This window comes from Mycolicibacter icosiumassiliensis, from assembly GCF_900078685.2.
Lineage (GTDB): Bacteria > Actinomycetota > Actinomycetes > Mycobacteriales > Mycobacteriaceae > Mycobacterium > Mycobacterium icosiumassiliensis.
Genome location: NZ_LT546166.1, coordinates 3,789,366 through 3,801,753 on the forward strand (window position 1 = coordinate 3,789,366; position 12,388 = coordinate 3,801,753).

General features: G+C 67.8%; 13 protein-coding genes and 1 pseudogene. 5 read left to right on the plus strand and 9 right to left on the minus strand.

The features are described from left to right. Positions 1-13: 13 nt before the first annotated feature. Positions 14-1,368 (minus strand): annotated as a pseudogene (locus BN4346_RS42060) (hypothetical protein). 6 nt (positions 1,369-1,374) lie between these two features. After that, positions 1,375-2,184: a (2Z,6E)-farnesyl diphosphate synthase gene (locus BN4346_RS42065; protein WP_067975821.1), complete on the minus strand. Its 810-nt coding sequence runs from the start codon at positions 2,182-2,184 to the stop codon at positions 1,375-1,377. A gap of 58 nt (positions 2,185-2,242) precedes the next feature. Here BN4346_RS42065 and trhA point away from each other — a divergent pair, with 58 nt between their 5' ends. Beyond that, on the plus strand, positions 2,243-2,956 hold the full coding sequence (gene trhA / locus BN4346_RS42070; protein WP_067975736.1) for a PAQR family membrane homeostasis protein TrhA: 714 nt from the start codon (positions 2,243-2,245) through the stop codon (positions 2,954-2,956). 16 nt (positions 2,957-2,972) lie between these two features. Here the strand turns inward: trhA and BN4346_RS42075 are convergent, their stop codons facing one another. Then, positions 2,973-3,356, minus strand: a complete 384-nt coding sequence (locus tag BN4346_RS42075; RefSeq protein WP_067975823.1) for a nuclear transport factor 2 family protein — start codon at positions 3,354-3,356, stop codon at positions 2,973-2,975. Between the two features lie 10 nt (positions 3,357-3,366). Next, complete coding sequence (locus BN4346_RS42080; protein WP_067975739.1) at positions 3,367-5,430, minus strand: thioredoxin domain-containing protein; 2,064 nt, start codon at positions 5,428-5,430, stop codon at positions 3,367-3,369. 180 nt (positions 5,431-5,610) lie between these two features. Between BN4346_RS42080 and pstS the strand changes: the two genes are divergently transcribed. Both pstS and BN4346_RS42090 read left to right on the plus strand, forming a co-directional pair. Then, a complete protein-coding gene (gene pstS / locus BN4346_RS42085; RefSeq protein WP_067975826.1) occupies positions 5,611-6,720 on the plus strand; it encodes a phosphate ABC transporter substrate-binding protein PstS in 1,110 nt (369 codons plus the stop codon). A 19-nt stretch (positions 6,721-6,739) separates the two neighbouring features. Beyond that, positions 6,740-7,852 (plus strand): PPE family protein, encoded by a 1,113-nt coding sequence (locus tag BN4346_RS42090; protein ID WP_067975741.1) that lies wholly within the window; start codon positions 6,740-6,742, stop codon positions 7,850-7,852. A 6-nt stretch (positions 7,853-7,858) separates the two neighbouring features. Here BN4346_RS42090 and BN4346_RS42095 read toward each other — a convergent pair whose 3' ends face one another. The 3 genes from BN4346_RS42095 to mca all read right to left on the minus strand — a co-directional run bounded on the left by BN4346_RS42095 (position 7,859) and on the right by mca (position 9,493). Beyond that, complete coding sequence (locus BN4346_RS42095) at positions 7,859-8,182, minus strand: DUF732 domain-containing protein (RefSeq protein ID WP_067975743.1); 324 nt, start codon at positions 8,180-8,182, stop codon at positions 7,859-7,861. Positions 8,183-8,330: 148 nt separating this feature from the next. After that, positions 8,331-8,624, minus strand: a complete 294-nt coding sequence (locus tag BN4346_RS42100) for a hypothetical protein (protein ID WP_067975746.1) — start codon at positions 8,622-8,624, stop codon at positions 8,331-8,333. After that, complete coding sequence (mca, locus tag BN4346_RS42105) at positions 8,621-9,493, minus strand: mycothiol conjugate amidase Mca (protein ID WP_067975749.1); 873 nt, start codon at positions 9,491-9,493, stop codon at positions 8,621-8,623. Before mca ends, BN4346_RS42100 begins: the two co-directional genes overlap by 4 nt. 155 nt (positions 9,494-9,648) lie before the next feature. On the opposite strand from mca, the gene BN4346_RS42110 reads away from it, so the two are divergent. Further along, positions 9,649-10,071: a DUF4307 domain-containing protein gene (locus BN4346_RS42110; protein ID WP_067975751.1), complete on the plus strand. Its 423-nt coding sequence runs from the start codon at positions 9,649-9,651 to the stop codon at positions 10,069-10,071. A gap of 122 nt (positions 10,072-10,193) precedes the next feature. Further along, positions 10,194-10,688: a transcription elongation factor GreA gene (gene greA / locus BN4346_RS42115; protein WP_067975754.1), complete on the plus strand. Its 495-nt coding sequence runs from the start codon at positions 10,194-10,196 to the stop codon at positions 10,686-10,688. A 24-nt stretch (positions 10,689-10,712) separates the two neighbouring features. On the opposite strand, the gene BN4346_RS42120 is transcribed toward greA, so the two are convergent. After that, positions 10,713-11,873, minus strand: coding sequence for a cystathionine gamma-synthase (locus BN4346_RS42120; RefSeq protein ID WP_067975758.1), 1,161 nt, complete (start codon positions 11,871-11,873; stop codon positions 10,713-10,715). Continuing rightward, a partial coding sequence (locus BN4346_RS42125) for an RDD family protein (RefSeq protein WP_067975830.1) occupies positions 11,870-12,388 on the minus strand: 519 nt, incomplete at its 5' end. The genes BN4346_RS42125 and BN4346_RS42120, both read right to left, overlap by 4 nt.

Here is a 12,388-nt window from a genome sequence, read left to right on the forward strand (position 1 = left end):
TGCCACGCGCAGGTCAGAGAGCCGGTGCCACCGTCATCCGGCCCCGCAGATCGGCGGCGATCACCCGGGCCCCGGCGTTCTGCCAGTTGTGCAGCGAACGCTGCGGCACCTCGGTGACCAGCCACTGCCAGGCCTGCCGGGCGGTGGGGTCCAGCCCGGCCGCGGTGGCGTTCTGCGCGTAGGCACGCACGCCGACCACGTAGGGGAAGTAGAGGGCGTTGTAATGACGCCATTGTTCGGTGGTGCCGAACTCGCCGCAGTCGCGCGGCTTGAGCGCGGCGATCCGGTCGGCCAGCAGGGCTTTGAGTTCGTTGGCTCGTTCCAGCGGCGCATCGGGCGCGCCGCGGGCGGCCAACCGTTCGTCGATGACCGGCAACGCGGTCAGGGGGCTGGCGACGAGCTTCGACAGGTCACCGTAGTGCCCCAACGCCCGGCGGGTCAGCCGGACGAAGGTCTCCTCGTCGAGATCATCGAGTGGGCCGGTCGAGCGCAGGGCCAGCGCCGCCTCGGTGCCGCGCAGCACGGCTCGGTCGGCGCGCAACGCCGGGCGACGCCAAAACGCCAGCCGATCCCAGAGTCCGGCCAGCCGGTCGACGAACACCTGGACCTCGACCCCGACCGCGATCGTGGTGAACAGCAGCACCGTAAGGGCGGTCTGCGCCACGGTTTCGGTTCGGGTCAACCACAACCCGATCAGCACCTGCCCACCCAGCAACGCCGCCATCGCGACGCAGGCAAGAAACGACCTCAGCATGTCCAGCCGCAGCGCCTGCCCCTCGTCGAAGGCATCCCACAGCGCCACTGCCAGGCCCAGCAGAAGTACGTCGACGCCAGTGCTGGCCAGCGCGATCCCGCTGGGCACCACACCCAGCGGGATGATCAGGATCGCGTTGGCCAGGGCGAAGAACAACGTCGCGACGGCGGCCACGCCGAGCGCCGAACCGGGCTGCGCGGGCCGGATCAGCGCCTTGACCATCGCTGCCAACGTGGACACCGAGACCACCGCGAACAGCAGCCAGTGTCCGGCCCGCGGCGGGCCTTCGACGCTGCCGGCCCACGTCCGCCGCCCCCCCCCCCGCCGATGAACGCCACGTCGCGCGCCCGACCGGTCCAGCGGTCACAGGGCCTGGACAACTCCAGCAGCACCGCGAACCAGGCCACCCCGGGCAGCACCGCCAGGTAAATCTCTACCCGTCCGAGCAGCACCGGATGCCACACGGCGCGGACCGCGTCGGCGGCCACTACGGCGGCGAAGCCGCACAGGCCGACCGCGGCGAGCGCCAGTACCGGTTTGCGCGGGTCGCGGGCCAGCAGGTACATCCCGAGCCACCAACTCAGGGTGAAGACCAGTGCCGACAACACGATCACGGCTCGCTACCGCCCGAATCTCCGGTGCCGCACGCTGTAGTCGCGCAGCGCTCGCAGGAAGTCGACCCGACGGAACGCCGGCCAGTGCGCCTCGGTGAACCACATCTCCGAGTAGGCGCTCTGCCACAACAGGAACCCGGACAGTCGCTGCTCCCCGGAGGTGCGGATCACCAGGTCCGGGTCGGGCTGGCCCGAGGTGTAGAGGTTCTCCGAGATGCCCTCGACGGTCACCGCGTCGACGAGTTCCTCGGCCGTGGCGCCGTTGGCCAGCTGCTTGCCGAGCAGGCCGCGTACCGCGTCGACGATCTCCTGGCGGCCGCCGTAGGCCACCGCGACGTTGACGTGCAGGCGCGAGGCCCCGTGATCGGGGTCAGCCGTACTTACTGTGCTTTCTACGGCCTCACGCAGCCGACGGGCGGGCTCTTCGCCCAACAGTTCCAGATCCCCAACGGTCCGCACACTCCACCGGTTTGCCGGCGCGCAGATCTCCTCCACCACGTCGGTGATGATCTCGATGAGCGCGGCCAGTTCAGCGGGGTCACGCTGCAGGTTCTCGGTGGACAGCAGATAGACGGTGGCCATCTCGATGCCCGCGTCGGCGCACCAGCGCAGCATCTCGGCAATCTTGGCCGCGCCCATCCGGTAGCCGTAGCTAACGTCTTCGTAGCCGGCATCGCGCGCCCACCGCCGGTTGCCGTCGCAGAGAACGGCGATGTGGCGCGGCAGGTTCGACCGCGACGCCGCCAGGCCCTGCCGCAGCCGCAGCTCATAGATCCGGTACAGCGGCTCTTTCAAGCGCGCTGGGATGATTGCCACAAAAACCCAGACTACTGTGATCGTGAGCAGTCCGGGATCCGTGGAGTCAGGAAGGTCCATGAGCACCCACACCGACACCATCGCCGAGCCGAATCCGAACGATCTGCCGGCAGACCTCACCGTGCCGCACACCAAGCCGCGGGCACGCGGGTGGATTCACTTGGTCTCGGCCATCGTTGCCGTCGTCGCCGGGGTCACCTTGACCGCGGTGGCCTGGTCGACGGCCGGGCTCGAGGCCGGTCTGGCGACATTGGCTTACACCATCTCGGTGGTGGGCATGTTCGCGGTCAGCGCGACCTATCACCGGATCACCTGGAAGACGGTCGCCGCCCGGATGCGGATGAAGCGGCTCGACCACGCGATGATCTTCATCTTCATCGCCGGCACCTACACTCCGTTCGCGCTGCTGGCGATGGACCACAGCGCCCAGGAACGACTGGTAATGACGATCGTGTGGGGTGGCGCGCTGGCCGGCGTGGTGCTCAAGCTGTGCTGGCCGACCGCGCCCAAATGGGTCGGGGTGCCGCTCTACTTGCTGTTGGGTTGGGTGTCAGCGTTTTTCATCGCGACGATCCTGCACAACGCCGGCGTCGCGGCGATGGTGCTGCTGGCCGTCGGTGGCATGCTCTACAGCGTCGGCGCGATCATGTACGCGCTGAAATGGCCGGATCCATGGCCGGCGACGTTCGGCTACCACGAGTTCTTCCACGCCTGCACCGCCGTGGCCGCAATCTGCCAGTACATCGCGATCTGGTTCGCGGTGCTGCACTAAAGCGTGTCGAACGGGCCTACAGCTGGGTGATGTTCTCCGCTGACCAGTAGGCCTTCATCCCGGCGATCTTGCCCTCGCCGTCGAACACCATCACGTCGATCGGCTCGATGCGCATCCGGTGATCGCCGTTGGTGATGGTCAGCGCGAAGTGGAATGCCGCCTCGTTGCCGGCGACCCGCAGCGTGATCAGCTCGCTCTTCCGGTCCAGTCCGGTGATGGCCGAGTAGAAGTTGCGGATGGCCTGGTGACCGATGTGCACCTCGCCGCCGACCGGGTCCTCCAGGGTGGCGTCAGCCGCGTAGAGCCCGACCAGTGCATCGGCGTCGCCGCCGCCGACCAACTCGATGTAGCGGTGGACGGTCTCGGTGATGGCCTGTGCCTTGTCCGGTGCGCTCGTCATGTGCCGCACGTTACACGGATGCCGGATTCGCGGGCACTGCAAGGGCGGCGGCCAACTCCGCCGCGCTTGGCACCGGCAAGTCGCACACCGGGCCCCGACAGACGTAGGCGGCATCGGCCCCGTTGACCCGGTTTCGCCCGATCAGCAGCTCGGCTGAGTCGGCCGCCCCGCCGACCACGATCGTCCCGCCAGGGGCCAGGCGGCGCGCCTGCTCCAACAGCGCAGAGTCCGGACCGTCGCAGGCCACCGCGATCTGCAGCGGACCTCGCACGTAGGCCTCGGCGATGCCGAGCCAGTGCCCGACCGCGCGGGGCGCACGCTCCAGCAGCGCGGCGTGCGCGGCCAGCGCGTCGGCGGCGACCTGGCGGTAGCGCTCGCTGCGGTCCGCGGCGACCAGATGGGCCGCGGTCAGCAGCGCTTCGGTGATCAGTGCCGCGCCCGACGGGGTGGCGCCGTCCATCGGGTCGCTGGGGCGCAGCATCAGTGCTTCAGCGTCGTCGGCACTGTCGAACCAGCGCCCGGGTGAGCCTGGATCGGCGAAGTGGGCCAGCGCGGTGTCCAGCAGGCCGGTGGCCGCCTCGAGCAGGCTCTGCTCGCCGGTGAGCTGGTGCAGGCTGAGCAGTCCGGTGGCCAGCGCGCCGTAATCCTCCCGGATCGCAGCGCTGTCCCCCACCCGGCCGCCCAGGCTGGCCCGCCGCAGCCGGCCGTCCACCAGGTGCAGGTCGAGCAGCGTGCCGGCGCACTCCCGCGCCGCGGCGGTCAGGCACGGATCTCCCAGCGCCACAGCAGCTTCGGCCAACGCGGTGATCGCCATACCGTTCCAGGCGGTGACCACCTTGTCGTCGCGCCCGGGCTGGGGACGGGTGTGCCGAGCGGCCAGCAGCCGCTGCCGCACCCGATCGAGGCGCTGTTGATCGTCGGGATCGACCGAAAGCTGCAGAACCGACGTGCCGTGCCCATGCGGCGGTCCCAGCTTCCCCTCTCCTCCGTCGAGCCTCGCTGAACCGCCGGATTCAAAGGTGCCACCCGAGGTGACCCCGAAAATCTCTGCCGCCCAAGCCCCGTCGTCGGCACCGAGAACCTCGGTCAGCTGCTCGGGCGTCCACACATAGGTCAAACCCTCCCGGCCGTCGGCGTCGGCGTCCAGCGACGAGATGAACATGCCGCCGTCGGACAGCTCTTCCAGCAGGAATCGGGCCGTCTCCGAGGCCACCCGGGTGGCCAGCGGGTCGCCGGTGCGCCTGGCCCAGTGCGCGTAGGCCCGCAGCAGCAACGCGTTGTCGTACAGCATCTTCTCGAAATGCGGCACCACCCAGGCGTTGTCGACGCTGTAGCGGGCAAATCCGCCGGCAAGCTGGTCGTAGATCCCGCCGCGGGCCATCGCCGCACCGGCGCGCGCCACCGCATCGAGCGCCGGGCGGGTCGCGGTCCTTTCGTGGTGACGCAGCAGGGTTTCCAGCATTGCCGACGGCGGGAATTTCGGTGCACCGCCGAATCCGCCATGGACCATGTCCTCGTCACGCAGCACCGCGGCCACCGCGGCGTCGCACAGCATCGCATCGACCGGCGGGCCCTCGCCCGGCAGTCCGGCGGCCATCGAGCGCAACTCGGCGGCAATGTTGTCCGAAGCCTCCTCGACTTCATCACGGCGCTCGTTCCAGGTGGCAGTGATCGCCGAAAGCAGGTTCAGGAAAGCATCTTTGGGGTAGTACGTGCCGCAGTAGAACGGCCGGCCATCGGGGGTCAGAAAACAAGTCATCGGCCAGCCGCCGCGCCCGGTCAGCGCCTGGGTGGCGGTCATGTAGATCGCATCGATATCCGGGCGCTCCTCCCGGTCGACCTTGATGCACACGAAGCCCGCGTTCATCGCCGCGGCGACTTCGGCGTCCTCGAACGAGCCGTGCGCCATCACGTGACACCAGTGGCAGGCCGCGTAGCCGACCGACAGCAGGATGGGCACGTCGCGCGCGGCGGCCTCGGCCAGCGCCTCGGGCGTCCACTCCCACCAGTGCACCGGGTTGTCGGCGTGTTGACGTAGGTAGGGGCTGGCGGACGCTGCGAGACGGTTGGCCATCCATCCACGCTAAACCCGGCCCCCAGCAGCAGCTCCCCAGACCCGCAGGCAGACGCTATCTGCCCGGCTGGTGACCAGATCGCGAACGGTTGCCGAATTTTTGAATTCACCTCTACAACAACAATGTTGCGGGTATGCACCATTGCTAGCATTCGCCGATGAGACGACCCGAGGGATGTGATTGACATCAATCGACGTGCCGTACCGAGCTTGCTGGCCGTGAGCGCCGCGCTGCTGTCCGGGTGCAGCGGGGGCCATGACGCGACGGCCCCGAGCCACGCGGCACAGGCTCCGGCGTCCGGGGTGGACTGTGGCGGAGACCCGAACCTGAAGGCCAGCGGATCAACCGCTCAGGCCAACGCGATGTCGCGGTTCGTCGCGACATTCAGCCGAGCCTGCCCCGGCCAGAGCCTGACCTACCAGGCGAACGGATCCGGTGCGGGCATTGACGAATTCATGTCCGACCAAACGGATTTCGGTGGATCCGATTCGCCCCTGAGCAAGGGTGAATACGATCGCGCCCAGCAGCGCTGCGGCGCACCGGTATGGAACCTGCCGATGGTCTTCGGACCGATCGCCATCGCGTTCCGCCTGGGTGGCCTGACCTCGCTGAATCTGGACGGCCCCACCGCGGCCAACATCTTCAACGGCACCATCACCACCTGGAACGATCCCGCGATCGCCGCGCTCAACACCGGCGCCGACCTGCCCGCCCTGCCGATTCGGGTGGTGTCCCGCAGCGACGCGTCCGGGACCACCGACAACTTCCAGCGCTACTTGGACACCGCGTCCGCCGGCGCCTGGGGCAAGGGGGCCGGACGAACGTTCAACGGCGCCGCCGGCCGGGCCGCCCACGGCAACGAGGGTGTCGCCGCGGCCGCGGCCGACCTGGAGGGGGCCATCACCTACACCCAGTGGTCGTTTGCCCAGAGCCACCACCTGGGCATGGCCAATGTCATCACCTCGGCCGGCCCGGAGCCGGTCTCGATCAGCGAGGACTCGGTCGGCAAAACCATTTCGTCGGCCTGGTTCATCCGCGAAGGCAATGACCTGGCGCTGGACACCATCTCCTTCTATCGACCCAACCAGCCCGGCGCCTACCCGATCGTGCTGGCCACCTACGAGATCGTCTGCTCGAAGTATCCCGACCCACAGGTCGGAACCGCGGTGCGCGCCTTCCTGCAGAGTGCGATCGGCGACGGCCAGCACGAGCTGGCCGACCACGGCTACGTCCCCATCCCCGATGCGTTCAAGTCGCGCCTCTCGGCCGCCATCAGCGCGATCGCCTAAACGAGCCACCACCACGGGTATGCAGTCCGTAACCGCGCCCCCCGAGGTCTCCTCCGCGCTGGTCCACACCGGTCCCGGCGCGAGATCCCTCATCGAGGCGTCGGGCGTGTGGCGGCAGCTCGGCACCCATCTGGACGAATACGCGGACGATTATCTCGCCACGCTGTCGTCGTTAGTGGACTCATGGCGCGGCCGTTCCGCGGCGGCAATGGTGCGGTCCGCCGAGCCCTACCTGGTGTGGCTGCGCGCCACGGCACAGCAGTGCCGACGCACCGCCGCCTCGATCCAGTCCGCCGCAGCGGCCTTCGAAGCGGTCCGCACCGCGGTGGCCCCGACCTCGGCGATCCAGGCCAACCGCACTCGCCGCGTACAACTGCTGGCGACCAATCGGTTCGGGACCAACTCTGCGGCCCTCGCGGAGAACGAGAGCCAATACCTGGGCATGTGGACGAACAACACGGCCGCGATGACCCGCTATCAGGCGGCCTCGGCGCAAGCCACCGCGGTGCCCTCGTTCAGCTCACCGACGCCGGCGACAGCGACCACCGGCACCCCCTCTGCCGATTCGACTTTGGCGTCCTTGGAGTCGTCGCTGAGCGCGTTCGACCCCAACGCCAGTTGGTCCGGCCTGGCGAACACCTACGCCAACCAGTTCGTATCATCCGGATTCCCGATCAACCTGCTCAGCTACCTTGCCCAGAACACCTCGGCCCAGGCGTTGCAGAACGTCAACTCCGCCATGGCGCAGGGCCTCGCCGAGGGCGAGTCCGCCTTGATCCCGGCGATGCCGCTCGGGGGGCTGGGCGCGCTGGGCGCCGCGGGCCTGTCCGAAATGCCTTCGGCCGCCATCGGTGTCGGGATGAAGGTGGGCCCGCTGACCGCGCCGCCCGCCGCGGCGGGATTTCTGGCCGCGACCCAGGCGCCGGTGCAGCTGGCGTCGTCGGCGGCACCGCTGCCCGCAAGCCAGTCCACGACGTTCGCCGGCATCCCGCCGATCATGCCGCCGATGGTGCCCCCATCGAATTCTGCGGGCAGCGGCTGGCGTAAACGCAAGCAGCAGAAGTACGAGGACCTGGAAGTCGGTTTGGAGCTGCGGGGACCGGTCATGCCCAAGCCGCCCTCTGCGGGCTGAGCAGCACTAGCCGTGATGGCGCGGGCAAAACGCGCTGACGCTGACCCCGACGAAGAAGCCGGCGTGATAGTCATCGAGCCGGCTGCTCTGCATCACCTCGGACACCACGTCGTTCTTCTGCCGACCGCCGTCGAGCTCGTCGCAGACCTCATGACCCGCCATGACCGCGGACTGCCCATTGGCGAAGTCAATGCCCTTGGAGTTCAGGGCGCCCAGGAAAGTGGTGTCGACCGCGTCGGCGTGCACGGCCGGAACCCTGATGAGGCCGACCAGCAGCACCAGGAAGATGATCGGCGAGAGCGCCAACCCGGGTGAGCGATCTGCGAGCATGGCCAACCCTTCTCCCAAGCCGTGGTCAGGGCAATCATCTCACGCAACGCTAGGGTCGGCGACAGCCGCGATGCTGACGAAAACCGAAGGGGCAAAGGTTAATCCGGTAGTCATGTGCCCGAAACCCGGCGTTGCGGAGCTGTTAGCGCTACGACTGCGACGGCGCTGATCCCGGCCCGTCGTCGCCCGGGAAGTCGCCAGACGAAGTGGACCCGACGGTCCCCTCGTCGGCAGCTTGATCAGCGTCGGGGTGCTCAGGGTCGAACGATTCCGGCAACTTCTTGAGTTGCCGGTTCATCGACCACACCAACCCGAACGTGCCGAGCATCAGTAGCACGATGACCAACAGCCCGAATGGACTGGCCTTGCCGAAATCCGGCCCGGTATCGCGCGGCACATCATCTGCCACTATCCACAGCACGGTCTGCACAGCGTGGTTCATCCGTTGTCCTCGATCCCGGCGAACAGGTCCGTCTCCGGCAGGGTAACCGGCACCCGAGACCGAGCCAGCTCGAACTCCTCGGTCGGCCAGAGTCGCTGTTGCCACTCGATCGGCGCGGCGAAGAAGTCGCCGTTGGGGTCGATCTGCGTGGCGTGCGCGCGCAGCGCGTCGTCACGCTGGCTGAAGTAGTCGGCGCATTCGATACGAGTGGTCACCCGGTCGGCGAACACGTCATGGTCGGGCTGCCAGTGTTCCAGCCATTTGGCAAACGGGCCGACCTCACCGTTGCGAGCGAACTCGTCCTGCAACAGCTGCATCCGTTGCCGCAGAAATCCGTGGTTGTAGTAGAGCTTGGAGACCGACCAGGGCGCACCGGCCTGCGGATAAAGACGGTGGTCGCCAGCGGCCTCGAACGCGGCCACTGACACCTGGTGGCACCGGATGTGATCGGGGTGCGGATAGCCGCCGTTCTCGTCGTACGTGGTCATCACATGCGGGCGGAATTGGCGCACCGCCCGCACCAGGGCTTCGGTGGACACCTCCAGCGGCACCAGTGCAAAGCAGTCGTCGGGCAGCGGCGGCAGCGGGTCGCCCTTGGGCAAGCCGGAGTCGATGAATCCCAGCCAGTGGTGTTCCACCCCAAGGATCTCGGCGGCCTTGGCCATCTCGTCGCGTCGGACTTCGGCGATCCGACCATGCACGTCGGGCAGGTCCATCGCGGGGTTGAGGATGTCGCCGCGCTCGCCGCCGGTCAGCGTCACCACCATCACCTGGTGCCCAGCGGCGGTGTAGCGGGCCAGCGTGGCCGCGCCCTTGCTGGACTCGTCGTCGGGGTGGGCGTGCACCGCCATCAACCGCAGTCCACTCATGCGCACATTCCCCGTTCCCTCCAGGTTCCTCCTGCCGGAACCCCGGACCGGACGCCTATAGTTCCAGATGGTTTCCGGCCCCCATCGTTACACCACCTGCGGCGGGCGCGGTAATCGCTCCCGACTCCACCGTTAACCATGGGACACACCTCACGATGACCGACTCCAAGCCGGCCCGATACGGGGATACCCAGGGCAGTGCCCTGCCCCGTCGGTTGCTGGCGATCGCCCTGGGCGCTCTGGCAATCGCCACCGTCACCGCCATCGCGGTGGTGGGCTACCAGCGCTTCGCAACCGCGGAGGTCAAGGGCGAGCTGTACGGCTACGAGGTGCTCGACGACCAGACCGTCTCGGTTAAGTTCAGCGTGACGCGATCCGACCCGTCGAGCCCGGCGGCCTGCATCGTGCGAGTCCGATCCAGCGACGGCAGCGAGACCGGTCGACGTGAAGTGCTGATTCCACCGTCGGAGTCGGCCACCGTACAGGTCACGACGACGGTGAAATCTTCCCAGCAACCTGTCATGGGCGACGTCTACGGTTGCGGCAGCGACGTCCCCGATTACCTACGGTCACCATGATCTCGCGGTGGTACCCTGTACGGATACACGGTTCCAGCTGGGACCGTGTATTGCTGCATTAGAACGATGTCGCCCCCGCTGCCCCATGGCGCCGGATCCGACGACACAAGGAGCACAGTGAGATGACGGACACCCAGGTGACCTGGTTGACGCAGGAGTCACACGACCGGCTCAAGGCGGAGCTTGACCAGCTGATCGCGAACCGTCCGGTGATCGCCGCGGAGATCAACGACCGCCGCGAAGAAGGCGACCTGCGCGAGAACGGCGGCTACCACGCCGCACGTGAGGAGCAGGGCCAGCAGGAGGCCCGCATCCGGCAGCTGCAGGAGTTGCTCAACAACGCCAAGGTCGGCGAGGCTCCGACCCAGTCCGGCGTGGCATTGCCGGGCTCGGTGGTCACGGTCTTCTACGACGGCGACAAGTCCGACACCGAGACCTTCCTGATCGCCACCCGCCAGGAGGGCGTCAACGACGACAAGCTCGAGGTGTATTCACCGAACTCGCCGCTGGGCCACGCCCTGCTGGGCGCCAAGGTGGACGAGGAGCGCAGCTACACGGTGCCCAGCGGCAAGACCGTCAAGGTGACCCTGGTCAGCGCGGAGCCCTACCACTCCTGAGGCCCCGTCGCGGGGGCTCGTCGCTTAGTCCAGCGCCTGCTTCAGGTCGGCGATCAGGTCGTCGATGTCCTCGATGCCTACCGACAGGCGCACCAAGTCGTCGGGAACCTCGAGTTGCGACCCCGCCGTCGACGCATGCGTCATGGCGCCGGGTAGTTCGATCAGCGACTCCACCCCGCCCAACGACTCGGCCAGGATGAAGATCTTGGTTCCGGCGCACAGCTTCTCGGCGGCGGCTCGGCCACCGCGCATCCGGACCGACACCATGCCGCCGAACCCGCGCATCTGTGCCGCGGCGACATCGTGGCCGGGGTGCTCCGGCAACCCCGGGTAGAGCACCTTGCTCACCGCGGGATGCCCGTTGAGGAATTCGGCGACCGCGGCGGCATTCTCGCTGTGGCGTTGCATCCGCAGCACCAAGGTCTTCAGTCCGCGCAGAGTCAGGTAGGCATCAAAGGGACCAGGTACCGCGCCTGCCCCGTTCTGCAGGAACGCGAAAGCAGCGTCGAGCTCTTCGTCATCGGTGACCAGCGCACCGCCCACCACGTCGGAGTGTCCGCCAATGTATTTGGTGGTCGAATGCAACACCACGTCGGCGCCCAGCGTCAGCGGCTGCTGCAGCGCGGGCGAGGCGAAGGTGTTGTCCACCAGTACCTTTGCGCCGGCTTCTTTGCCGATGGCCGCGATGCCCGCGATGTCGGCGATCGACAGCAGTGGATTGGTGGGGGTCTCCACCCAGATCAGCCTGGTTTTGTCGGTGAGCGCCCCGCGGACCGCGTCCAGGTCGGAGAGCGCCACCGGGGTGTGCGCCACACCCCACTGGGTGAAGACCTTGTCGATCAGCCGGAAGGTACCCCCGTAGGCGTCGTCGGGAATGATCAGGTGATCGCCGGGGCGCAGTATCGAGCGCAACGCGCAGTCCGTGGCGGCCATCCCCGAACCGAACGCCCGGCCGAATCGGCCGCGCTCCACCGCGGCCAGTGCCGTCTCGAGTGCGGCCCGGGTCGGATTGCCGGTGCGCGCGTACTCGTATCCGCCACGCAGGCCGCCGACGCCGTCTTGGGCGAAGGTGCTGCTGGCGTAGATCGGCACATTGACGGCCCCGGTTGCCGGGTCCGGACGGAATCCAGCGTGGATCGCCGTGGTGGACAGGCCCGTATTGCTGTGCGGTTGGCCCTGGCTCAACGGATCGGCAGGCAGACGGTGGTCATGATCTTGTCGGCGATCGTCTGGCGTTTGGCGTCCCACAGCGGGAACAGGTATCCGATGCACAAGACCGCCCCGTCGATGATGTGTGCCAACTGGCGCACGATCGACATCCCGAACCCGATGGGCTGGCCGGTGGCTTCGGAGACCACCTTGAACTTCAGCACCGACTTACCGATGCTCGATCCGGTCGTGCCCTGCCGATAGCCGAAGTTCCAAATCCCGTAGGCGAGCGCGGCCACCCAGCCCAAGAACATCAGCACCGCGCCGGTGCTCGACGGCGTGACCGTGCAGGCGAATCCGTCCGCGCTGGTGATGCACTCCTTGTCGGCCGTGGTACTGGCGATCACCGACGGGATGCCGTAGAGCACCAGGATCGGTAGGGCGTCGATGAAGTACGCGCCCACCCGGGTCAGCCAGGACGTGTAGGCCTCTTTTGGCAGCTGGCCCACCGCGTTTCCGGCCGGACCGGGGTACGCGCCGTAGCCCGGAGG